This window comes from Spirillospora sp. NPDC047279 (assembly GCF_040643285.1).
Lineage (GTDB): Bacteria > Actinomycetota > Actinomycetes > Streptosporangiales > Streptosporangiaceae > Spirillospora.
Genome location: NZ_JBEYUA010000005.1, coordinates 395,062 through 417,055 on the forward strand (window position 1 = coordinate 395,062; position 21,994 = coordinate 417,055).

At 73.0% G+C, this 21,994-nt stretch carries 18 protein-coding genes and 1 pseudogene; 10 read left to right on the plus strand and 9 right to left on the minus strand.

Annotated elements, in window-relative coordinates:
• Nucleotides 1–70 precede the first annotated feature (70 nt).
• Nucleotides 71–1,054 (minus strand): NAD-dependent epimerase/dehydratase family protein, encoded by a 984-nt coding sequence (locus ABZ810_RS15395; protein WP_358403385.1) that lies wholly within the window; start codon nucleotides 1,052–1,054, stop codon nucleotides 71–73.
• A 42-nt stretch (nucleotides 1,055–1,096) separates the two neighbouring features.
• Nucleotides 1,097–2,116, minus strand: coding sequence for an S-methyl-5-thioribose-1-phosphate isomerase (mtnA, locus tag ABZ810_RS15400; RefSeq protein ID WP_358403386.1), 1,020 nt, complete (start codon nucleotides 2,114–2,116; stop codon nucleotides 1,097–1,099).
• 184 nt (nucleotides 2,117–2,300) lie between these two features.
• Here mtnA and ABZ810_RS15405 point away from each other — a divergent pair, with 184 nt between their 5' ends.
• From ABZ810_RS15405 to ABZ810_RS15415, 3 genes are read left to right on the plus strand one after another with little or no spacing between them, the layout of a single operon-like run.
• Nucleotides 2,301–3,134 (plus strand): hypothetical protein, encoded by an 834-nt coding sequence (locus ABZ810_RS15405; RefSeq protein ID WP_358403387.1) that lies wholly within the window; start codon nucleotides 2,301–2,303, stop codon nucleotides 3,132–3,134.
• A gap of 49 nt (nucleotides 3,135–3,183) precedes the next feature.
• Complete coding sequence (locus ABZ810_RS15410) at nucleotides 3,184–4,743, plus strand: DNA polymerase Y family protein (protein WP_358403389.1); 1,560 nt, start codon at nucleotides 3,184–3,186, stop codon at nucleotides 4,741–4,743.
• Between the two features lie 11 nt (nucleotides 4,744–4,754).
• Nucleotides 4,755–8,090: an error-prone DNA polymerase gene (locus ABZ810_RS15415; RefSeq protein WP_358403391.1), complete on the plus strand. Its 3,336-nt coding sequence runs from the start codon at nucleotides 4,755–4,757 to the stop codon at nucleotides 8,088–8,090.
• Nucleotides 8,091–8,135: 45 nt separating this feature from the next.
• Here ABZ810_RS15415 and ABZ810_RS15420 read toward each other — a convergent pair whose 3' ends face one another.
• Entirely contained in the window at nucleotides 8,136–10,952 is a 2,817-nt protein-coding gene (locus ABZ810_RS15420) for a protein kinase (RefSeq protein WP_358403392.1), read from the minus strand.
• Between the two features lie 246 nt (nucleotides 10,953–11,198).
• On the opposite strand from ABZ810_RS15420, the gene ABZ810_RS15425 reads away from it, so the two are divergent.
• Nucleotides 11,199–12,626: a polysaccharide deacetylase family protein gene (locus tag ABZ810_RS15425; protein ID WP_358403393.1), complete on the plus strand. Its 1,428-nt coding sequence runs from the start codon at nucleotides 11,199–11,201 to the stop codon at nucleotides 12,624–12,626.
• A gap of 4 nt (nucleotides 12,627–12,630) precedes the next feature.
• On the opposite strand, the gene ABZ810_RS15430 is transcribed toward ABZ810_RS15425, so the two are convergent.
• Complete coding sequence (locus ABZ810_RS15430) at nucleotides 12,631–13,557, minus strand: Ppx/GppA phosphatase family protein (protein ID WP_358403394.1); 927 nt, start codon at nucleotides 13,555–13,557, stop codon at nucleotides 12,631–12,633.
• A gap of 171 nt (nucleotides 13,558–13,728) precedes the next feature.
• On the opposite strand from ABZ810_RS15430, the gene ABZ810_RS15435 reads away from it, so the two are divergent.
• The gene (locus tag ABZ810_RS15435; protein WP_358403395.1) at nucleotides 13,729–14,151 is read left to right on the plus strand and encodes a PH domain-containing protein; all 423 of its coding nucleotides are present in this window, start codon (nucleotides 13,729–13,731) and stop codon (nucleotides 14,149–14,151) included.
• On the opposite strand, the gene ABZ810_RS15440 is transcribed toward ABZ810_RS15435, so the two are convergent.
• The gene (locus ABZ810_RS15440; RefSeq protein WP_358403396.1) at nucleotides 14,148–15,119 is read right to left on the minus strand and encodes a WYL domain-containing protein; all 972 of its coding nucleotides are present in this window, start codon (nucleotides 15,117–15,119) and stop codon (nucleotides 14,148–14,150) included. The genes ABZ810_RS15435 and ABZ810_RS15440 overlap by 4 nt on opposite strands.
• Before the next feature lie 63 nt (nucleotides 15,120–15,182).
• On the opposite strand from ABZ810_RS15440, the gene ABZ810_RS15445 reads away from it, so the two are divergent.
• From ABZ810_RS15445 to ABZ810_RS15455, 3 genes are read left to right on the plus strand one after another with little or no spacing between them, the layout of a single operon-like run.
• On the plus strand, nucleotides 15,183–16,331 hold the full coding sequence (locus ABZ810_RS15445; protein ID WP_358403397.1) for an epoxide hydrolase family protein: 1,149 nt from the start codon (nucleotides 15,183–15,185) through the stop codon (nucleotides 16,329–16,331).
• A gap of 55 nt (nucleotides 16,332–16,386) precedes the next feature.
• On the plus strand, nucleotides 16,387–16,887 hold the full coding sequence (locus ABZ810_RS15450; RefSeq protein WP_358403399.1) for a DedA family protein: 501 nt from the start codon (nucleotides 16,387–16,389) through the stop codon (nucleotides 16,885–16,887).
• Between the two features lie 46 nt (nucleotides 16,888–16,933).
• A complete protein-coding gene (locus ABZ810_RS15455; protein WP_358403401.1) occupies nucleotides 16,934–17,473 on the plus strand; it encodes a DUF4240 domain-containing protein in 540 nt (179 codons plus the stop codon).
• On the opposite strand, the gene ABZ810_RS15460 is transcribed toward ABZ810_RS15455, so the two are convergent.
• A complete protein-coding gene (locus ABZ810_RS15460; RefSeq protein WP_358403652.1) occupies nucleotides 17,470–17,895 on the minus strand; it encodes a VOC family protein in 426 nt (141 codons plus the stop codon). The genes ABZ810_RS15455 and ABZ810_RS15460 overlap by 4 nt on opposite strands.
• Before the next feature lie 74 nt (nucleotides 17,896–17,969).
• Between ABZ810_RS15460 and ABZ810_RS15465 the strand changes: the two genes are divergently transcribed.
• On the plus strand, nucleotides 17,970–18,545 hold the full coding sequence (locus ABZ810_RS15465) for a TetR/AcrR family transcriptional regulator (protein ID WP_358403403.1): 576 nt from the start codon (nucleotides 17,970–17,972) through the stop codon (nucleotides 18,543–18,545).
• 93 nt (nucleotides 18,546–18,638) lie between these two features.
• Here the strand turns inward: ABZ810_RS15465 and ABZ810_RS15470 are convergent.
• Together ABZ810_RS15470 and ABZ810_RS15475 are read right to left on the minus strand one after the other, a co-directional pair.
• Nucleotides 18,639–18,984: pseudogene (locus tag ABZ810_RS15470) on the minus strand (DDE-type integrase/transposase/recombinase); the annotation flags it as partial.
• Between the two features lie 117 nt (nucleotides 18,985–19,101).
• Complete coding sequence (locus tag ABZ810_RS15475; protein WP_358403404.1) at nucleotides 19,102–19,644, minus strand: TetR/AcrR family transcriptional regulator; 543 nt, start codon at nucleotides 19,642–19,644, stop codon at nucleotides 19,102–19,104.
• Between the two features lie 85 nt (nucleotides 19,645–19,729).
• On the opposite strand from ABZ810_RS15475, the gene ABZ810_RS15480 reads away from it, so the two are divergent.
• Complete coding sequence (locus ABZ810_RS15480; protein WP_358403406.1) at nucleotides 19,730–20,158, plus strand: DoxX family membrane protein; 429 nt, start codon at nucleotides 19,730–19,732, stop codon at nucleotides 20,156–20,158.
• A 240-nt stretch (nucleotides 20,159–20,398) separates the two neighbouring features.
• On the opposite strand, the gene ABZ810_RS15485 is transcribed toward ABZ810_RS15480, so the two are convergent.
• Complete coding sequence (locus ABZ810_RS15485) at nucleotides 20,399–21,676, minus strand: DUF222 domain-containing protein (protein WP_358403407.1); 1,278 nt, start codon at nucleotides 21,674–21,676, stop codon at nucleotides 20,399–20,401.
• Between the last annotated feature and the right edge of the window lie 318 nt (nucleotides 21,677–21,994).

The window sequence follows — 21,994 nt, forward strand, 5'->3', positions numbered from 1 at the left end:
CGTCCGGGCAGGCCCGCGCCGGGCCTGCCCGGACGTTCGCGTCCGGTCGTGATCGGCCGGGCGCGTCCGCCTAGCGCCTCTCCCCGGCCATGGCGGTGAGGGTCTCGTGGGCGGTGTGCCGGGGGGTCCAGCCGAGGTCGCGGCGGGCTCGGGTGGTGTCCATGAGCATCGGGTGGCGGACGGCGTGGATCCACTCGGCCTGGGAGGGCATGAGCGGGAGGACGCCGACCAGTTCGGCGGTGAGGTCGACCAGCTCAGGGGGGACCGGGACGGTGTAGGCGCCGATGGCGCGGGCGAAGTCGGCGATGGTGAGCTCGCCGTCGCCGGCCAGGTTGTAGATGCCGGGCGGGCCGTCGGCGGCGACGGCGGCCGCCAGCGCGCTCGCGACGTCGTCGTGGTGGACGAGCTGGAAGCGCACGCCCGGGTCGGGAAGGACGGGGTGCAGCCCGGGGAGGGCGCCCAGCAGGCGGCGGAGCGGGCCGGGGACGTAGGCGGCGAGCTGCTCCCAGGGCATGGAGCGCAGCAGGACCGTGGCCTCGGGGCCGGCGACGATGCAGGGCCGCAGGACGTAGGCCGGGACGGTCAGGCCGCTGAGGAGTTCCTCGCAGGCGGCCTTCTGGGCCGAGTAGTAGTGCGAGGACGAGCCGCGCGGCGGCACGTCCTCGGTCAGCGGTGAGGGGTTGTCGGCGTGGTAGCCGTAGGCGGCGACGGAGGACGTGTAGACGAGGCGGGCCGGGCGTCCGGCCCGCTGGGTGGCCTCGAAGACGTTGCGGGTGCCGGCGAGGTTGACGCGTTCGCTCTCCTCGTGCGAGCCGAGGATGATGAACGCGAGGTGCACGACGACGTCGGCCTCGGCCACCAGGGCGTCGACGGCGGCGCGGTCGAGGATGTCGCCCTGGCGGTAGCCGGTCTTCTTCCAGCCGCGCGAGGACGGGTCGAACGGTCTGCGCGCCATGCCCAGCACACGTTCGACGCGTTCGTCGGCCTCCAGCGCGCGCACCGCCGCCGTGCCGATCTCACCGGTCGGTCCCGTCACCGCCACCGTCAGTCCCATGGGCGCAGACTGGCACAGGCCGGGCGGACCTGACAGGGGGAGTCAGCGCCGACCTGGGGTCTCACCGGCCGAGATGTGCATCACACCGGTTTCGGTCACGAGCGCGGTCACCAAACGGGCGGGCGTGACGTCGAAGGCGGGGTTGAACGCGCGGGCGCCGGCCGGGGCGGTGCGGACGCCGCCCCAGTGCAGGACCTCGTCGCCGGAACGTTCCTCGATGGGGATGCCGTCGCCGGAGGCCGTACCGAGGTCGATCGTGCTCCACGGCGCCGCGACGACGAACGGGATGCCGGCGTCCGCGCAGGCCAGCGCCACCCCGACCGAGCCGATCTTGTTGGCGGTGTCGCCGTTGGCGGCGACCCGGTCGGCACCGATGATCGCGACGTCGACGAGGCCGCGCAGGATCGTGCCGGCCGCCGCGCCGTCGGCCTGGACGTAGTAGGGGACGTTCAGGTGGCCGAGCTCCCAGGCGGTGAGCCGCGCGCCCTGCAGCAGGGGCCGGGTCTCGTCGGCGTGGACGACGTCGAGCCGGTCGCGTGCGTGCAGTTCGCGGACGATGCCGAGCGCCGTTCCCCAGCCGGCGGTGGCGAGCGCGCCGGTGTTGCAGTGGGTCAGGACGCGGAGGGGGCGGTCGGCCCTGCCCAGGAGCCAGTCGGCGCCGTGGGCCCCGATCGCGCGGTTGCCGCGCACGTCCTCGTCCAGCAGCGCCTGGGCCTCGGCGATCACGGCGTCCGGGCCCTTGGCCATGAACGGGGTCACCCGGTCCACTCCCGCGGCGAGGTTGACCGCGGTCGGACGCGCCTCGCGGACACGGTCGACGGCCGCGAGGAGCGCCGGCCGGTCCCAGCCCTCGCGTTCGGCCTGCCGCATGGCGATGGCCACGCCGAAGGCGCCCGCGACGCCGATCGCCGGGGCGCCGCGCACGGCCAGCCGCTGGATGGCGTCCACGAGCGCGTCGACGTCGCGGACGTCCAGGTGGTCCAGCCGGCCGGGCAGCAGGGTCTGGTCGATGAGCCGGAGCCCGTCGCCGTTCCATGCGACGGCCTGTACGTCGTTCGCCATGGCCGCAGCATAGGCGCTGCCCGCACCAAGATCGTCCACGCTCGTCCCGCAGGCTCCCGCCGCGCCGGATTCCCTTGTGGCGCAAGGGCTTGGGCCCTCTTTTGGTCATGCTGTGACCTGCGACAACTTGACATTTTCGAACCTGTGTTCGACATTGGGGAGGGGTCGGCTCAGGGAGGCACCGGTGTCGGACGCGGCGTTGGCGAGGGCCACGCTGGCGAACTCCGCGGCGCTCGAGAGCCTCGGCCTCGAGACGGCGTCCGGCCTCGGTCTCGTGCCCGTGCTCCCGGCGCTGCGCCCGGTCGTGCCGGGCCTGCGGCCGGGATCGATCGTGGGCGTGACGGGGTCGGCGTCGCTGGGCGTGGCGCTCGTCGCGGGCGTCTCGCGGCACGGCGGTGAGAACGAGACGGGCGGGTGGTGCGCGGTGGTGGGTCTGCCGGAGTTCGGCGTCGCCGCCGCCGTGGGCATGGGGGCCGCGCCCGAACGGCTGCTCCTGGTGGACGAGCCTGGCGACCGCTGGCCCGACGTGGTGGCCGCACTGGTCGAGGCGGTCGACCTCGTCCTGCTCAGGCCGCCGGAGCGGCCGGGCACGGCCGCCGTGCGGCGCCTGTCCGCGCTGGCCCGCAAGCACGGTTCCGTCCTCACGGTGACCGGTCACGACTGGCCGGGCACCGCCCTCCGCCTGCGCGTCGAGCGGGCCGAGTGGGTCGGTCTCGGTGACGGCCACGGCCGCCTGCGGGGCCGCCGCGCGGAGGTCGTGGCGGAGGGCCGCGGCACCCCGGGCACCGGCCGGCGGGCCACGCTGTGGCTGCCGGGCCCGGACGGTGAGGTGACCCCCTACGAGGCCGCACCGTACGAAGTCGGCCCGCACGTAGTCGGTCCGCATGAGGTCGGCCCGCATGAGGTCGGTCCGCATGAGGTCGGTCCGCACGAGCCGGGCGGCCCGCACGAGGCGGGCGGGGGGCGCCGGCCCGCGCTGGAGGTCGTTCCCGAGCCGGAAGGCGAGGCGATCGCGTGAGCGGGCACCTCGTTCCGCGGCCGGGCCTCCCGTTCCCGGAGGTGCGGGCGTGAGCCGGGTCCTGGTGGTGTGGTGCCCTGACTGGCCGGTGACGGCGGTCGGGGTGGAGGCGTCCACGGCGGGGGCGGTGGTCGTCCAGGGGCAGATCTCGGCGTGCACGGCGGCGGCACGGGCCGAGGGGGTGCGGCGCGGGCAGCGGGTGCGGGACGCGCAGCGGCGGTGCCCCGAGCTGGTCGTCGCGGAACGCGACACCGACGCCGAAGGACGGTTGTTCGAGACGGTCGTGGAGGCGGTGGCGGCACTCACGCCGAAGGTGGAGGTGGTGCGGCCGGGCATGTGCGCGATCGCGGCCCGCGGGCCCGCCCGCTTCTACGGCGGCGAGGAGTCGCTGCGGCTGATGGTGCAGGACGCGGTGGTCGAAGCGGGTTTCGACTGCGGCGCCGGGATCGCCGACGGGCTGTTCGCGGCGGAGCTCGCCGCCCGTACCGAGGACGGCGGCACGGTGGTGCCGGAGGGCGGGGCGGCGGCGTTCCTGGCGCCCTACCCGCTGACCGTGCTCGACCGGCCGGAGCTGGCCGACCTGCTCAAGCGGCTGGGCGTGCGGACGCTGGGCGCGTTCGCGAGCCTGCCGTCCGGGCACGTGGCCGGGCGGTTCGGGACGGACGGCGCGCTGGCGCAGCGGCTGGCGCGCGGCGACGAACCGCGGCCGCTGGCGCCCGCGCACATGGCCGTCGACCTGTCGGTGCGCGAGGAGTTCGACCCGCCCGCGGCGCAGGACGAGCAGGTGGTGTTCGCGGCCAAGCGGCTGGCCGGCGAGCTGCACGAGGGGCTGGGCGCGGGCGGGCTGACCTGCGTCCGGCTGACGGTGACGGCCGGCTTCGCCGACGGGCACGTCCTCGAACGGTTGTGGCGGCACGACGGCGCGTTGTCCACGCTGGCCATCGCCGAACGGGTGCGCTGGCAGCTGTCGGCGTGGCGGTCGGACCGGCCCAAGGGCGGCGTGGACGCCGACGGCATCGAGCTCGGCGACGGCGACGACGCCGTGTGGGGCGGGGTGGCGTGGCTGGAGCTGACGCCCGACCAGCTCGTCCCCGACGAGGGCCGGCAGCAGTCGTTGTGGGGCCAGACCTCGGTGACCGACCGGATCGCGCGCGCCGCCGACCGGATCCAGGCGCTGCTCGGGCACCGCGGCATCACGCGGCCGGTGCTGACCGGCGGGCGCGGGCCGGGCGAGCGGGTGACGAAGGTGCCGGTGGGCGATCTGGTCCCCGGCGGCGTACCGGACGGGCCGTGGCCGGGGAGCGTCCCGGCGCCGGCGCCCGCGTCGGTGCCGCCGTCGATGGCGCCGGCCGAGGTCGTGGACGCGTCGGGCGCGCCGGTCGTGGTGTCGGCGCGCTGCGCGGTGTCGGCGGCGCCCGCGATGGTGACGGTCGGCGGCCGGGCGGCCGTGGTGACGTCGTGGACGGGGCCGTGGCCGGTCGACGAACGCTGGTGGGACTCCGCGCGGTCCCGGCGGCGCGCCCGGTTCCAGGTCGTGACCGACGACGGGCTGGCCCGCCTGCTCGCGGTGGAGGGCGGCCGCTGGCTGGTGGAGGCGACGTATGACTGAGGAGGCGGCCCGTGGGGTGGCATAACCCGCCGATCTCCTGGCGGGACTTCGAGAAGCAGCTGTCGTGGAGCACGAACGGGGACACGCCGCGGCCCGGGCCGGGAGGCGACGAGCGTGACCTCCCCCGCCCGCCGGACCCGCCGGACCCGCCGGCCGCCCGGCGGCGGGCCGCGCCGGAGGTGCCGTGGGCCGAGCTGCACTGCCACTCCTCGTTCAGCTTCCTGGACGGCGCCAGCGAGCCGGGCAGGCTGGCGGAGGAGGCGGCGCGGCGCGGCGTCGAGGCGATGGCGATCACCGACCACGACGGGATGTACGGGGTGGTGCAGTTCGCCCAGGCCGCCCGCGAGCTGGACGTCGGCACGATCTTCGGCGCGGAGCTCAGCCTCGGGCTGCCGGGGCCGCAGACCGGCGAGCCGGACCCGGCCGGCGAACACCTCCTCGTGCTCGCCCGCGACAAGGAGGGCTACGCCCGGCTCTGCTCGGTGATCACCGCGGCGCAGCTCGACGGCGGGCGGAAGGGCCGTCCGGTGTACGACGTCGACAAGCTGGCGGGCGCGCACGACGGCCACTGGGCGGTCCTCACCGGATGCCGCAAGGGCGCGGTGCGCGCGGCGCTGGAGGCGGGCGGGCCGGAGGCCGCCGAACGTGAGCTGCGGCGGCTCGCGGACAGGTTCGGCCGCGGCAACGTCTTCGTCGAGCTCATCGATCACGACCAGCCCGACGACGACGTCCACAACGATCTGCTGTTCGGGCTCGCGGCCCGGACCGGCCTGGACGTGGTGGCCTCCAACAACGTGCACTTCGCCGCGCCGGGGCACGACGCCCGGCTGGCGCAGGCGCTCGCGTCCGTGCGGGCCCGCCGCAGCCTGGACGACATGGTCGGCTGGCTGCCGGCGGGCGGGACGGCGCACGTGCGGAGCGGCGCCGAGATGGCGCGGCGGCTCGCGCGTTTCCCCGGCGTCCTGGAACGCACGGTGGAGCTGGGGCGGTCGTGCGTGTTCGACTTCAAGGTCGTCGCGCCGGCCCTGCCCGACTGGCCGGTGCCGGACGGCCACACCGAGGCGAGCTGGCTGCGGCACCTGGTGGCCGAGGGCGCGCTCAAGCGGTACGGGCCGCCCGGGCGCGAGCGCACGCCCGGCGCGTACGCGCAGATCGCCAAGGAGCTCGACGTCATCGAGCAGCTCGGCTTCCCCGGCTACTTCCTGATCGTCCATGACATCGTCCAGGCGTGCGAGGACCGCGGCATCCTCTGCCAGGGCCGCGGCTCGGCGGCCAACTCGGCGGTCTGCTACGCGCTCGGCATCACCGGCGTGGACGCGGTCAAGCACGGTCTGCTGTTCGAGCGGTTCCTGTCGCCCGGCCGGGACGGGCCGCCCGACATCGACCTCGACATCGAGCACCGCCGCCGCGAGGAGGCCATCCAGTACGTCTACGACAAGTACGGGCGCAAGTGCACCGCGCAGGTCGCCAACGTCATCAGCTACCGGCCGCGGATGGCGGTCCGCGACGCGGCGCGCGCGCTCGGCTTCTCCCCCGGCCAGCAGGACGCCTGGTCCAAGGGCATCGACCCGCGCGACCCGGTCGGGTCCGAGGCCGAGATCCCCGAGGCGGTGACCGAGCTGGCCGGGCGCATGGCCAGGCTCCCCCGGCATCTGGGCATCCACTCCGGCGGCATGGTGATCGCCGACCGGCCGGTGGGCGAGGTCTGCCCGATCGAGTGGGCCACGATGCCGCAGCGCAGCGTCCTGCAGTGGGACAAGGACGACTGCGCGGCGGCCGGGCTGGTGAAGTTCGACCTGCTCGGGCTCGGCATGCTCGCCGCGCTGCACGACGCTTTCGACCTCGTCGCCGAGCACCACGGCAAGCGTTACGACCTGCAGTCGATCCCGTCCGAGGACGGCCTGGTGTACGACATGTTGTGCGACGCCGACACGGTCGGGGTGTTCCAGGTCGAGTCGCGGGCGCAGATGGCGACGCTGCCCCGGCTGCGGCCGCGCAAGTTCTACGACCTCGTCGTCGAGGTCGCGCTGATCAGGCCCGGCCCGATCCAGGGCGGCTCGGTGCATCCGTACCTGCGCCGCCGCAAGGGCGCCGAGCCGCCCGACTGCCCGCACCCGCTCATGCAGAACGCGCTGGCCCGCACGCTCGGCGTCCCGCTGTTCCAGGAGCAGATGATGCAGCTCGCGGTCGACTGCGCGGGCTTCTCCCCGGCCGAGTCCGACCTGCTGCGGCAGGCGATGGGCGCCAAGCGCGCGCCCGAACGGGTCGAACGGCTGCGCGCCCGGCTGCTGTCGGGCATGGCCGAACGCGGCATCCCGGCCGACATCGCCGAGGACATCTACGAGAAGATCCTGGGCTTCACCGGCTTCGGCTTCCCCGAGTCGCACGCGCAGAGCTTCGCGCACCTGGTGTACGCGAGCTCGTGGCTCAAGCGGCACCACCCGGCCGCGTTCACCGCCGCGCTGGTCCGCAACCAGCCGATGGGGTTCTACAGCACGCAGTCGCTGTACGCCGACGCCAAGCGCCACGGGGTCGTGGTCCGGCCGGTGGACGTCAACGCCAGCGGCGCCCACCCCACCCTGGAAGAGCCGGTGCCCGTCGACAGCGACCACCCGCACGCCCCGGGCACGCCGCAGCCCGCGATCCGGATGGGCCTCACCGGCCTGCGCAACCTCGGCGACGACGTGGCCGAGAAGATCGCCGCGGGCCGCCCGTACACGAGCATGGAGGACCTCGCCCGCCGCGTTGGCCTCTCGCAGGCGGCGCTGGAGTCCCTGGCCACCGCCGGCGCGTTCGCGGGCCTCCCCGTCCGCGACGGGGAGGCCGGACGGCTCGGCAGGCGGGAGGCGCTGTGGGCGGCCGGCGCCCTGGCCGGGACGGGCCCCGGGCAGCTCGAAGGGGTCACGCCCGGAGCGGCGGCGCCGTCGCTGCCCGCGATGACCCCGGTCGAGGAGACGCTCGCCGACCTGTGGGCGAGCGGGGTGTCGCACACCCATCCGATGGCGCACGTCCGGGAGGCGCTGGACGATCTCGGCGCGCTCTCGTCCGGGCGGCTGGCGACGGTGCGCGGCGAGCGCAACGTCGTCGTCGCGGGCCTCGTCACGCACCGGCAGCGGCCGCCGACGGCGGGCGGCATCGTCTTCATGACGCTGGAGGACGAGACCGGGATCATCAACGTGACCTGCCCGCCGCAGGTGTTCCAGCGGCACCGCGGCCTGGCCGTCGACTCGCAGGCCCTCCTGGTGAACGGCCGCCTCGAGCGGGCCGACGGCGTCACCAGCGTCCGCGCGACCCGCCTGCGCCGCCTGCCCGTCCCCGGCAAGGTCCGTTCCCGCGACTTCCACTGACCGGGGCGGGCGAGACGGTCTCGCCCACCCCGTCTCTCGCCGGAGTCACCAGTTGGGGTGCGCGATGTCGGTGCCGTCGGACACCGAGCGGTCGTCGTTGCCGTTGACGCGGATGGCGCGCAGCGACGGCTTGGAGTATGGGCCGCGCACGTACGCCAGCCACTGGCCGTCGGGAGACCAGTTCGGGTCCATCTCGTGCTCCGAGCCCGTGGTCACCTGCCGGTGGCCGGTGCCGTCCGCGTTCACCACCCAGATGTGGCCCTTCGGGTACTTCCCGCGGGTGTACGCGATCTGCTTGCCGTCCGGCGACCACTCGGGGTCGTTCGCCACGATCCCCTTGGGCGTGATCCTCTTCCAGCCGGCCGTCGGGTTGGACAGGTCGCACGTGTAGATCGCCTGGTCTCCGCCGCGCTGGCTCCAGAACACCAGCGTGTCGGCGGTCGGCGACCACATCGGGTCGTCCTTGGCGGCCGGGTCGTCGGTGGCCTTCTCCGGCGACTCCCCGTTGAGGCCCATCGTGTAGACCTGCGGCGTGCCGTTCTCGTCCTTGCGCAGGACCGCCAGCTTGGTCCCGTCCCGCGACCAGGTCACCCGGCCGCCCGACACGTCGCCGACCTTGCGCGCGTCGCCGCCGTCCGCGTCCATGATCCATACGGCGGAGCCGCTCTCGGTCCTGCGCGTGAACGCGACCTTGGTGCCGTCGGGCGAGCGCTCGGGCAACATGTCGCACGTCGCCCCGCTGAGCAGCGTCACCCTCTCCTTGGTGGCGGGCGTGTAGCGGCCGATGTCGCCGTAGCACCGGGTGGGCCAGCCCGGCTTGCTGTCGATCCGCACGTACATCGACTGCGTGGGGAACGGCGCCGGCCCCTTCGCGCCCGCGGCCGTGGCCCCCTTGGTCGGCTTGTCGTCGCTCATCTGCGACCAGGCGACCGCGCCGCCCGCGCTCACCGCGACCAGCGTCAGCGCCGCCGCGCCCACGACCACGCCCTTCCTGCGCCGCGGCTCCTCGCGCCGCGGCGGCGGGATCAGCAGCGGGGGATGCGTCGGCGCCTCAGGCTCACCGCGGGGCCTGAACGAGGGGTCGGTGACCGTCTCATCCGCCGGGTGGGTCTCGTGCTCCGGCGGCGTCCCCGCCCACGGGGGCGGCGGCGGACCGGCGAAAGGAGGAGGACCGGCGGCCGGAGGCGGCCCAGGGGGCGGACCGGCGGGCGGCATGGCCATCCCCTGCCCGGCCATCCCCTGCCCGGCCATTCCCTGGCCTGCCATCCCCTGGCCGGGCGCACCGCGGTCAGGCGGCGCGGGGGCCGCGCCGCCCGCTCCGGCAGCGGCACCGGCACCGGCACCGGCACCGGCCGCGAACGCCGCGTCGCGCTGCTCAGGGCCCGCGCCGCGCTGCTCAGGAGTGCCGCGCTGCTCAGGTGGCGTGCCGCGCTGCTCAGGAGTGCCGCGCTGCTCGGATGGCGTGCCGCGCTGGTCAGGGGGCGCGCCTCCAGGCGTGGGCGCACCGCGTCCGGCCTCCGGGGGCGCACCGTAGGCCTGCGCGCCGCCGGGCTCGGGGCGCCCAGCAGGTGCCGGCGTACCTGCGGGGGTGCTTCCCGGCCCGGGAACGCCGCCACCGGGCGGGAACGCGCCTGCGGCCACCGGGCCGGCAGCACCAGGCGTACGGTCCCTGGCGGGCTCGGACTCAGGCTCGCGCTCGGGCTCGCCGGCGGGCGCACCGCGTTCGTGCTCCGTCGCGGGCGGCGGGGCCGCTCCCTGCTCGTGCGCGACGCCCTGCTCACGTCCCTGCTCACGTCCCTGCTCACGTCCCTGCTCGCGCGGCGCGGCTCCTGGTGTGGACGCGGGACGCTCGGCCACGCCGGGGTCTGGGGTGTGGGCGCCGTCACCCGGGCCGGACGGGGCGCGTCCCGCCTCGGGAGCACTTGGCAGAGGCCACCCGGAGGCCGGGGACGACCCTCCCGCCGGAGCCTCCTGCGCGGGCGGGGAGGTCCAGGACTGGCCCAGGTGGGTGGTGAGCTCGGCCTCTCCTGCGCTGCCGCCCACCAGGGAGAGGAGGAGGTCGCGGGCTGAGGGACGGCGTTCGGGCTCCTTGTCGAGGGCGGCCCGGACCAGGGAGGCGAGCGGGTCGGTGAGGGCGCCGAGCTCGGGCTCGGCGTGCAGGGCGCGGCCGACCATGATCTGGAACGAGCCGGTGCCGAACGGGTTGCGGCCGTTGGCGGCGTAGGCGACGAGGCAGCCCCAGGCGAAGACGTCGACGGCGGGCGTGACCTGCTGGGTGAGGATCTGCTCGGGCGCGATGTAGCCGGGGGTGCCGACGACCTGGCCGGTCTTGGTGTGGGACGTGGCGGCGTCGAGCGCGCGGGCGATGCCGAAGTCGATGACGCGGGGGCCCGAGATGGAGAGCAGGACGTTGCTCGGCTTGAGGTCGCGGTGGACGAGGCCGGCGGAGTGGATGGCGACCAGCGCGGCGGCGACGCCGACCGAGACGCCGTGCAGCATGCCGGGCGTGAGCGGGCCGTTGGCGTTGATGTGCTGGAGCAGCGAGGGACCGTCGATGTACTCGGTGACCATGTAGGCCATGCCGAGGTCCTCGCCGTGGTCGAGGACCTGCGCGGTGCAGAACGAGGCGACACGTTCGGCGTTGGCCATCTCGTCGTGGAACCGCGACAGGAACGCGCGGTCCTCGGCGAGCTCGGGCCGGACGACCTTCACCGCGACCAGGTGCCCGCCCGGGCCGCGTCCGAGGTAGACGGCGCCCATGCCGCCTTCGCCCACCTTGGCCTCGATCTGGTACGGACCCACCCGTGTGGGATCGTCGGGACGCAAGTCGCGCAACGATCCGGTGCCCGGCCGGTCAGCCATGGCGATCACCCCTCGCACCCGGGGCCGCAGCGCGGCACCCCACCCCGTGGGGAACACGATGGCAGAGGAGGACCCCGTCCGGCCAGATGCCCGGCGGGGTCAACGTTACGCCAAGCCCGTTCCGGCACCTGGTAAAACTCTCGGCCCTGGAAAACGGATACGACATTTTTCCCTCTTCTAGTGCATACGCTGACCAACCAGGCACATCAGGTCAACGTTCGTTAGACGTGCGTCGGGGGATGCTTGTTGGCAAGACGTGAACGGCTGTTCGGCCTGGGACTCGCCTCGCTCGTGGCGCTCGCGGGCTGCACGCCGGTGCCCGCCGATCCGATGCGCACGATCACGGACGTGACCGGCGTGCAGACGGTCGACTCCGGCTCGGTGTCAGGGCTGACCGCGGTGACGCTCAGCGAGGAGGACGGGCGGCGGCGCGTGTTCGCGGGGTATCCGCGGATTCCCGGCGCCGAACCCCTCACGGCGGAGCTGGCCGAAGCGGTGAACGGCCAGATCAGGCCGTTCAAGGCCGCCACCTCGCGGACGCGCGGCCTGCCCGGCGGGAACGTGCCGGAGCTCAACGTGCGGTGGTCGCTCACGGCGGCCTCCCATGACGTCGTCGGCGTACGGCTGCTGACCGACCACTACCTGGGGACGTCGGGCGGCGAGACTCGGCGGACCCTCTGGTTCGACGGCAGGACGGGCAAGGTCCGTTCCAGCGCCGCCCTGATCGACGGCAAGGCCGGGCTGGACGCGCTGGCCCGGGCGGTGCGGCAGCGGCTGGGCACCGAGACCAACCCCTCGCGGGTCACGCCGGACGCGTTCACCTCCATCGCGTTCAACGAGCAGGGCGACCTGGTCGTGGAGTTCAGCGACTACACGGTCGCCCCGGGCTCGGCGGGCCGGGTCGCGACCGCCGTGCCGCGCGCCGCCCACGACGGGCTCCTCTCCGATTTCGGCCGGCGCGCCCGCGACGCCGCCGCGGCGGCCCCGCCCGACCTCGCCCTGCGTTCGGACACCACGACGTCCGGCCCCGTGCGGGGCGCCCCCACGCCCCGGCCCGTCCCGGCCGACTGCGCGAAGGCCAAGTGCGTCGCCCTCACCTTCGACGACGGGCCCGGCCCGTACACCGGCCGCGTCCTGGACTCCCTCGCCGCGCACCGGGCCCGCGCCACGTTCTTCGTCGTCGGCGTCAACGCCGGCGCCCATCCCGCGCTGCTGCGCCGCCAGGCCGCCGAAGGGCACGAGATCGGCAACCTGACCCAGAACCACCGGGACCTCGGCCGCCTGCCGGCGATGCAGGTCACCACCGACGTCCAGCGCACCGACGAGACCGTCCGCGCCGTCATCGGCAGGGCGTGCACACTGCTGCGCCCGCCGTACGGGTCCACCAACGCCACAGTCTCCCAGGTGGCCAGGTCGATCGGCATGCCTCAGATCCGCTGGGACGTGGACGCCGGCGCGCGGGCCGGCGACGATCCCGCCGCCGTCGCCGACCGGGTCGTGGCGGACGCCGGGCCGGGATCGGTGATCCGGATGCACGACGTGCACCGTTCGTCGGCGGACGCGGTGCCGCGGATCCTCGACCGGCTGGAACGACAGGGCTACACGTTCGTGACCGTCTCCGAGCTGTACGCCGGCCGTTCCCTCGCCCCCGGCGCCGTCTACCCCGAAGGGTGAGCCGTCAGCTCGTGATCACGTCGAGGCGGCGCAGGATGACGCCCTCGCGCAGCGCCCACGGGCACACCTCGAGCTGGGTCAGGCCGAAGAGGTCCATGGCGGCGTCGGCGACGATCGCGCCCGCCACGAGCTGGGACGCGCGGCGTTCGGAGACGCCGGGGATCCCGGCGCGCTCCTCGGTGCTGATCCGGGCGAGCTTGTCGGTCCATTCGGTCAGCGCCTCGTTCTGGAGGGTGCGGCGCACGAACGGCCCCTCGGACGACGGCGCGGCGCCGGCGATCCGGGCGAGCTGCTTGAACGTCTTGGACGTGGCCACCGCGTGGTCGGGCGTCCCGTACCGCACCACCTCGCCGACCCGGCGCGCGATCTCGGCCCGTACGTGCCGGCGCAGCTTGCGCACCTCGTCCGGGGACGGCGGGTCGGAGGTGAACCAGTCGCGGGTGAGCCGCCCGGCGCCCAGCGGCAGCGAGATCGCCACGTCCGGGTCCTCGTCGATGCCCGCCGCGATCTCCAGCGAGCCGCCGCCGATGTCGACCACCAGCAGCCGCCCCGACGACCAGCCGAACCAGCGGCGCACGGCCAGGAACGTCAGCTTGGCCTCGTCCGGCCCGGCCAGCACCTTGATGTCGACCTGAGAACGTTCCCGGATGCGGTCGAGCACCTCCTCGCCGTTGGCCGCGTCGCGCACCGCCGAGGTGGCGAACGCGACGAGCGTCTCCACGCCCTTGTCCTCGGCTATCTGCAACGCCTCGTCGACGAACCCGGCGAGCCGCTCCTCGCCCTCGGCCGAGAGCCGGTCGCCGTCCAGCAGGGCCGCCAGGCTCAGCTCGGCCTTGTGCGAGAACGCCGGCAGCGGCCGCGCCCCCTGGTGGGCGTCCACCACCAGCAGGTGCACCGTGTTCGAGCCGACGTCAAGCACTCCCAGTCGCATGTGGACGACGCTACCGAACCGTGCACCCGATAAATGTCGCCGGACCGCCCTTAACTGGGACGGAACACGCCCGCGCGCCCGCCCGAAACGCCCATCACCCCCCTGACATGCATGATCTTGAACATGGCGGCCACGCGCATCCGGTCGCGAGGCTCGGATAGCGTGGCGATCGTGACCGAGGAGCGCAGGTGGCGGGTGCCGCCGCCGCAGACCGCGTTGAAGTGCGCCGTGGCGGCGGTGTGCGTCGTGCTGGCGCTGCTCTCCCTCGACGACCGGCAGATGGTGTTCCTCGCCGGGGTCGCCGCGATCGGCGCCGGCGCGCTCGCCCTGCGCGACCTGCTGGCCCCCGTCCGGCTGCGCGCCGACGCCGAGGGCGTGACGGTGATCAGCGGTTACGCGCGGCACCGGCACGTCCCGTGGCCGGAGGTCACCGCGATCCGGGTGGACGAGCGGCAGCGGCTCCTGCTCCACACCCGCCTCCTGGAGATCGAGACCGCCGACGACCTGCACCTGCTCAGCGCCTTCGACCTGGGCACCGACGTCCGCGACGTCGAGGCGGAGCTGACCGCCCTCCGCACCGGAGGCCGCCCCTAACCCGGCTCGGCGTCCGCGGGGGTGGCCGCCTCGGCGAGCCGGTCGGCCAGGGCCTGGATGCGGTCGACGAGCTCCGGCGGTTCGTGGACGTCGAACGCGATGTCCATGAGGGCGACCCAGACGGCCAGCTCGTTCAGGAGGTTGGCGCCGCAGCGCAGCGTGCAGGTGCGTTCGTCGACCGGCTCGACCGTGCCCATCGTGGGCGGCAGCAGGGCGGCGACCTCCCCGGCCGGCGCGTGCATGGTGAACCGTCCCTGGTAGCGGTACGGGGACGTGGAGATCGCGCGCGAGGTGTAGGCCGCGACGTCCTCGTCCGGCGGGTCCCGGGGCACGAAGCGCGGCCCGTTCGGCGTCCGGAGCCGCAGCCTGTCGACGCGGTACGTGCGCCAGTCGCCGCGATCCACGTCCCAGCCGACCAGGTACCAGCGGCGCCCGGAGTGCACGAGGCGGTGCGGCTCGGCCGCTCGCACGGACTCGGTGCCGTCGTGCGCGCGGTAGTCGAACCGCAGGCCCTCGTGGTCGCGGCACGCGGCGGCGATCGCGGTGAGCACGGCCGGGTCGATGCCGCGTTCCGCCCCCGTCATGGGAACGGTCATCGACTGCAGCGCGTGCACGCGGTGCCGGAGCCGCGACGGCAGGACCCGTTCGAGCTTGGCCAGCGCCCGCACGGACGTCTCCTCGATGCCCTCGACCGTGCCGCCCGCCGCCGTGCGCAGGCCGACCGCGACCGCGACGGCCTCGTCGTCGTCCAGCAGCAGCGGCGGCAGGTCGGTCCCGGCGCCGAGCCGGTAGCCGGATCGCCCCGCCGTCGCGTGCACCGGGTAGCCCAGCTCGCGCAGCCGGTCCACGTCGCGCCGGACGGTCCGGGTCGTGACGCCCAAGCGCGCGGCCAGGTCCGTCCCCGACCAGTCGCGGTGGGTCTGGAGCAGTGAGAGCAGCCTGAGCAGCCGCGCCGAGGTCTCCACCATGCCTTCAAGATTGCCCTACACCTAGGACCGAAACCGTCCTAACCCCTTCCTAACGTTGAGGACATGAGCCACAACGACATCCGCCCGTTCCGCATCGACGTCCCCCAGCAGGACCTGGAGGACCTGCACGACCGCCTGAGCCGCACGCGGTGGCCGGACGAGCTGCCCGGCGTCGGCTGGTCGTACGGCGTCCCCGTCGCCTACGTCCGGAAGCTGGCCGGGTACTGGCGCGACGGCTACGACTGGCGCGCGCACGAGGCCGCGCTGAACGAGCATCCGCAGTTCACCACCGAGATCGACGGGCAGAACGTGCACTTCCTGCACGTGCGCTCCCCCGAGCCGGACGCCCTCCCGCTGATCATCACGCACGGCTGGCCGGGCTCGGTCGCCGAGTTCATGAAGGTCATCGGCCCGCTGACCGACCCGCGGGCCCACGGCGGCGACCCGGCCGACGCGTTCCACGTCGTGGCGCCGTCCCTCCCCGGCTTCGGCTTCTCCGGGCCCACCCGCGACACCGGCTGGACCTTCCGCCGGATCGCCCGGGCCTGGGCGACCCTGATGGAACGCCTCGGCTATGACCGGTACGGCGCGCAGGGCGGCGACACCGGCGCGCTCATCTCCCCCGAGCTGGGCCGCGTCGCACCGGACCGCGTCGTCGGCGTGCACGTCAACGGCGGCCTCGGCTTCCCCACGTTCGCCCCGGACGAGACCGAGGGCCTCACCGAGGCCGAGCTGGAGCGCTACGGCGTCTACAACGACAGTGACCACACCGGCTACGCGATGATCCAGTCCACCCGCCCGCAGACGCTCGCGTTCGGCCTGCACGACTCCCCCGCCGGCCAGCTCGCCTGGATCACCGAGAAGTTCAAGGAATGGACCGACCCCGCGCACGACCTGCCCGAGGACGCGGTCGATCTCGACCAGATGCTCACCGACGTCACGATCTACTGGCTGACCGGCACCGCGGCCTCGTCCGCCCGCCTGTACAAGGAGGGCGCGGCCGAGTGGGGACGTCCCGTTCCGCCGTCGAAGATCCCCCACGGCGTCGCGGTCTTCCCCACCGACTCCGGCATCCGCCGCATCGCCGAACGCGAGCACGAGGTGGTGCGCTGGTCGGAGTTCGACCGCGGCGGCCACTTCGCCGCCATGGAGGCGCCGGACCTACTGGTCGGCGACATCCGCGCGTTCTTCCGCCTGGTCACCCGAGGTTAGGTTCACCTAAGCTCGTGGACGCACCACCATCGGACGAAGCGAGGCCGCCCGCACCATGCCCAAGGACCTCTTTGGCCTGCCGCTGTGGGCGGCGCTCGCCGTCGCGATCCTGATCATCTTCGTCCGCGGCCAGGCGTACTACTGGCTCGGCCGGGGCCTCGGATCGAAGATCTACACCTCCCGCCTCGGCCGCCGCGTCGGCGAGGAACGCCTCCGCAGGGTCGAGGAGATCGTCGCCCGCCGCGGCGCGCTCGCCGTCTTCGCCGCCCACTGGGTCGCGGGCCTCCGGCACGCCATCCCCATCGCCGCGGGCGGCACGCGCATGCCGCTCCCCCGCTACCTGGCCGCCACCGTGCTCGGCTCGATCATCTGGACGTCCATGGTCATGCTGGGCGGGTACGCGCTCGTCTGGGGCTGGCTCGAGATCGCCGCCCGTTCCCCGCTGATCGCCGCCGCCGTGGGCGCCGCCGTCCTCGCCCTGATCGCCGCCTACCTCGCCTACCGCCGCCGCACCCCGGCCGAGCCTCCCGCCGAGGACAGGACCCCGGTCGCCTGACCACCGCCTCCGGCGATGTCAGCCCCGGCTGCCACGATCGTTCACCATGGACACGACGGCCTTCTGGGCACTGATCGACGAGGCGCGGGCGCAGACCCCGGCGTACGACCACGAGTACGAACGGGCCGAGGCGGTGGCGGCAGCGGTCACCAGGACCCTCACCACCAGGCCCCTCCCCGAGATCATCGCCGCTCAGCAGACCCTGTGGGACCTCCTGAGCGACTCCTACCGCAACCCGCTCTGGGCCGCCGCCTACCTGATCAACGGCGGATGCTCGGACGACGGCTTCGACTACTTCCGCGGCTGGCTGATCACCCAGGGCCAGGAGGTCCACGAACGCGCCGTCGCCGACCCCGACTCGCTGGCGGACCTTCCCGTCGTCCAGGAGGCCGCCGAGGAGCTCGAGTGCGAGGCGACCCTGGCCATCGCCTGGGACGCCTACAGAAAGGCGGCCGGCGAGGACCTCCCGCCGGACTCCTACACGATCAGATACCGCGACCTCGAACGAGACTGGAACTTCGACTTCGACGACACCGCCGAGATGAAGGCCCGCCTGCCCAGGCTCGCCGCCCTGTACCTCTCCTAGGAGCCGGCCTCGCCGACGAACGCGTCCGCGTAACTCCCGGCGGGCGGGATCTCCTTGATCATGTCGATCAGCACGCCGTTGGGATCCGCGACGATGAAGTGCCGCTGGCCGAACTCCTCGGTCCGGATCTCCAGCTCGGGCGTCAGCCCCTCCCCCACCACCAGCCGGTCCCACTCGGCGTCGACGTCCTCGACCTCGAAGTTCAGCAGGAGCCCCCGCACCGGCCTGCGGTAGGCCTCGGGCACCGTCGGATGGCCCGGGTCGAGCAGGGCGAGCTCGTACGGCGGGTCGCCGGGACGCCGCAGGCTGACGTACCAGTCCGTCTCGAACGTCACCTCGAACCCGAACAACCGCGTGTAGAAGTCGCGCGACTCCTCGATACGGGTGGAGCCGAGGACGGGATAGAAGCTGGTCAGCTTCATGACGACCTCCTTCACATACCGATGGTATGTCGAGTACGCTAGTTGACCTACCATCGGTATGTCAATGGAGCGAGATGACCACCAGAGCCGAGCAGCGCGAGCACACCCGGCGCACCCTCGTCGCCACGAGCAGGGACCTCTTCGCCACCAAGGGGTACGGCGCGGTGGGCCTGTCGGAGATCGTGCGCGCCGCGGGTGTCACCAAGGGCGCGCTCTACCACCACTTCGAGAGCAAGGCCGACCTGTTCCGCGCGGCACTCGAACAGGTGCAACGGGAGGTCGGCGACGACGTGGCGGCCGCCGCCGCGGCCCACGACGACCCCTGGGACCAGTTCACCGCCGGCTGCCAGGCGTTCCTCACCGCCAGCACGGCCCCCGGCGTCCAGCGCATCATGCTGATCGACGGCCCCGCCGTCCTGGGATGGAACGAATGGCGCGCGATGGACGAGGCCAACTCCGCACGCCACCTGGCCGAGGCCGTCGAGGAGCTGATCGAGAAGGAACTCATCCCGAAGCAGCCCGCCGCCCCGCTGACCCGCCTGCTGTCCGGCGCCATGAACGAGGCCGCCCTGTGGCTGGCGAGCACCCCCCAAGCCCTCCCCGACACCACCGCCGCCCTGACCCGCCTACTCGACTCCCTCCGCACCTAGATGTATTCGGCCGTCACGTTGGTGCCAGGCGGCCGGTCGGTGGTTGGCGGCTGAGTGCGGTGTGCGGTCGTTGTTGCTGGTGAACACTTGCCGGTGCGGGCGGATGAGTTCGTGGCGGGCGCCCAGGCCGGTCAGGGCGGCGGCGAAGTCACGGCTGTGGCGGTAGGGCGAAGGCGTTGTCGGTCATCACTCGTTCGATGCGGGTGATGCCGTGGTCGGCGAAGTAGCCGGCGAAGTAGCCGGCCGCGCGGCGCAGGAAACCGGCCGCGGTGGCGCCTTTCTCGTCGGGGTGGATCTCGGCGTAGGCCGGCCGGGAGTGGTCGTCGACGGCGGCGTGCACGTAGTCGTAGCCGACCCGGGCGTTGCGGTGCCGCTGGGTGCGGCTCCCGGGGCGGCCGGTGGCGCGCCGGCCACCGCCGTCGGGGATCCGGCCGATCTCCGGACGAGGCAACGGCCCGCGCGGTGTTGTGCGCGGCGGGCCAGTGAAGATTGGCAGGCATCTGAGCGCCGCGATCGGCGGCCTGGTAGCGGTCTGGCCTGGAGCGGCAGCCCCAGATCATTGAATGAATGACAGCAGCCGGATGACCGGTCGCGCGGCGTTTCCGGCGTCGTCGCCGAGTTCGGGCGGCAGTGCTCCGCTCAGCCACAGGTTGGCGAAGCCGTGGACGATCGACCAGGCGGCCAGCTCGGTGTTCTCGGTGGCCGATGTCGAGAGTGCCGCTGTGAGCGCCTGGCCCGCGCGTTCCTGTGCGGCGAGCAACTGCGGGTCGTCCGCGTTGTACAGGTTGGGATGGAACATCACCTCGAAGTGCGCCGGGTGCCCGACCGCGAACCGCACGTAGGCCACTCCGGCCTCGATGAGGTCACCACCTTCGGCGGTCACGGCGTCGGCCAGCAGGTCGTAGCCCTCGGCTGCCAGCGCGGTGAGCAGGCCCGCCTTGGCGCCGAAGTGGTACTTGAACGCCGTGTGCGAAACCCCTGCGCGACGGGCCACATCGCGCAGGCTGAGCGCGACGGGCCCGCCCTGCTCGATGGCTTCGACGGTCGCCGCGAGCGCGACCCGCCGCAGGTCTCCGTGGTGATAGGGCCGATCGGTCATGGGCCGGAATCTTACCGTTGACAACATTCCAGGCCCACCATATCTTTCCAGTGGAAAGTTGCTTCCGTTCCAGATGGAGGCCCCAGTGGAACCACTCCTCGCCCTTCTGATCGGCTTCGGTGCCGCCCGGCTGGCTGGACTCGCCGGCGTCGACGCACTGGACGGCTGGCATCCGGCGCTGCGAGTCGGGTTGGCCGTGATGTTCCTGCTCACCGCGTTCGCACACTTCTATCCGAGACTCCGCGCCGAGCTCATCGCCATGGTCCCGCCGACGCTCCCCCGCCCCGGCCTCCTCGTCACGCTCACCGGAATCCTCGAACTCGCCGGAGCCATCGGTGTTCTCATCCCGGCGACCGCCCGCCTTGCCGCGGCATGTCTCATCGCGTTGCTGATCGCGATGTTTCCGGCGAACGTCTCGGCCGCCCGGCGGAACGTGGCCCAGGGCGACCGGATCGGCCCGCGCACCGCTCTGCAGTTGGTCTTCATCGCCGCGGCGGCCCTCGTCATCGCGTGATCGCTGATCAGCACCGGCAGTCCCCTTGGTGGTCGCCCCGGAACCAGATCTCAGGAAACGCCTCGGCATGGCGGTCATACCGATCGAACTCTTCGAACCCCTGGCCCACCTGAATCCGAGAAGCCTGGGGCGAGTGCCTGTCAGTTCGACTGCCGCTTTGGTGGGTGGGCTGGGTGCGGGCGTGCCTGTAGGCCCGGTGGTCAAGTGGCCGCCGGGCCGTAGGCAGGTTGGTCGGTGGATTCAGGCCACGAGGTGGTGGTCGTGCCAGGGGTTCTCGGCCTGGCCGGGTGGCCTCCCGTGCCTACCCCGTCTGGATCGGGCGATCCCGTCCGGCGGCAACGTCCGATAGACATACCGCCCGGCCTCGTTCTTGATGATCTGCATTTGTTTCGGGTGGGTGTGCTTCCACCGGTTATGCCAGCCGCAGCACAGGGCGAGCTTGTTGACATCGGTGGGGCTGTTGCCGAGAGCCCATCCGTCGACGTGGTCGACTTCGCAGAGGAAGCCGGGGACTTCGCAGCCTCGGACGGCGCAGGTGTCGTATTGGGTTTCCAGGACTTGGCGTTGTCCTCGGGTGGCGATGCGGACGGTGTGGCCGAGGTAGAGCGGCACGTTGTTGGGGCCGAGCAGCAGCGGCGACACTCCCGCCGTCAGCGCCAGCCGCCGTACCTGTTCGGCGGAGATGTGGGTACCGTCGCGCAGCCAGCCGGGCGCGTTGTCGCCCATCAGGGTTTCGAGGTTGGCGATGACCATCACCCGCGTGGACTTGTGCCCCCGCGACAACACGTTCGTGAGGGCAGCGGCAGTGCGCTCCCCCAGATCCCGCCGGTCATCAGTCCCGGCAGGCTTGGCCAACGGACCAAGGACACCCTCCAGGATCTGGGCGTCTTCGGCGTTCAGCCACCCGTTCACATAGGCGCCGTTGTCCAGCGACCGGCTCACCGTGAGCCAGGAGCGTTCGTAGCCGCGCTGGACGTCCTCGGGCGCCTTCTCGGTGCCGTCGGCCTCGTTCACCCGATCATGGATCGTGCGGCCCAACTTCGCGACCTTGCCCGCCGACAACCCATCGGTGGCGGCGTTCAGCAGGATGTTCTCGGCGGTCACACAATCCTCGTCGTTCAACCGCTGCACCGCGTCAGCGACGGTGGCGGCGTAACCGAGTGACAGGTCACCGGACGCCATGTCCTTGCTCACCCGCTCCAAGCGGGGCAGTTGCCGGGCCAGGGTGATGCGTTCCTTGGCGCGGCCTTCACGCATGCCCAGATGGCAGCGCAGCCACGCCTGCGTGGACGGCAATCCCCACTCCTTCACCACACCCGTCCGGTCCACCACCGCGACCATTCCAGCGAGCGCGTACTCAGCCTGGTCGGTTGCGGTTGCCAGCATTTCAGCCAGTTCCATGCAGGCGGGCCCGGAGTCGGGGGCGGGACGTCGGGCGAGTTCGGTGACGATCGCGGCTGCCGCTTCCACCAATTCAGCGGTGGAAGCGGAGCCGAGGTCCGCCACGAGTGAACTCATGCCATCATTTTACCGCCATTAACTCGCCGTGTGTGATCGATTACAAGCTTCCCGGTGACCGTATATGGCCATCAATTCATCAGCGGTGACAGGTATTTGTTCGTCCTACGTCGAGCGCAAATGCGGACGGATGAGTCGGAGTGTAAGCCGGTGGTGGATGGCTGAGCGGAGCCGAACTGACCCACCGCGCACAAGCCTCCGCCCACCTGAGTGTTGCTGTCACGCTGGCTGAGGTCCCAGGACTCCGGAGGTCTGGCCAGGTGAAAGGGCGGCAGGTGAGCCGCCACCCGAGGTCGCGGCAAACCCGCGCTTCGCGCG

Bases quoted from the DNA above. Each gene is read 5' to 3' on its own strand.
- mtnA (WP_358403386.1), bottom strand. From the start codon at position 2,116: ATGGCGAACGACGTACAGGCCGTCGCATGGAACGGCGACGGGCTCCGG.
- ABZ810_RS15420 (WP_358403392.1), bottom strand. From the start codon at position 10,952: ATGGCTGACCGGCCGGGCACCGGATCGTTGCGCGACTTGCGTCCCGAC.
- ABZ810_RS15485 (WP_358403407.1), bottom strand. From the start codon at position 21,676: ATGAGTTCACTCGTGGCGGACCTCGGCTCCGCTTCCACCGCTGAATTG.
- ABZ810_RS15395 (WP_358403385.1), bottom strand. From the start codon at position 1,054: ATGGGACTGACGGTGGCGGTGACGGGACCGACCGGTGAGATCGGCACG.
- ABZ810_RS15465 (WP_358403403.1), top strand. From the start codon at position 17,970: ATGACCACCAGAGCCGAGCAGCGCGAGCACACCCGGCGCACCCTCGTC.
- ABZ810_RS15475 (WP_358403404.1), bottom strand. From the start codon at position 19,644: ATGACCGATCGGCCCTATCACCACGGAGACCTGCGGCGGGTCGCGCTC.
- ABZ810_RS15440 (WP_358403396.1), bottom strand. From the start codon at position 15,119: ATGGTGGAGACCTCGGCGCGGCTGCTCAGGCTGCTCTCACTGCTCCAG.
- ABZ810_RS15430 (WP_358403394.1), bottom strand. From the start codon at position 13,557: ATGCGACTGGGAGTGCTTGACGTCGGCTCGAACACGGTGCACCTGCTG.
- ABZ810_RS15460 (WP_358403652.1), bottom strand. From the start codon at position 17,895: ATGAAGCTGACCAGCTTCTATCCCGTCCTCGGCTCCACCCGTATCGAG.
- ABZ810_RS15450 (WP_358403399.1), top strand. From the start codon at position 16,387: ATGCCCAAGGACCTCTTTGGCCTGCCGCTGTGGGCGGCGCTCGCCGTC.
- ABZ810_RS15445 (WP_358403397.1), top strand. From the start codon at position 15,183: ATGAGCCACAACGACATCCGCCCGTTCCGCATCGACGTCCCCCAGCAG.
- ABZ810_RS15455 (WP_358403401.1), top strand. From the start codon at position 16,934: ATGGACACGACGGCCTTCTGGGCACTGATCGACGAGGCGCGGGCGCAG.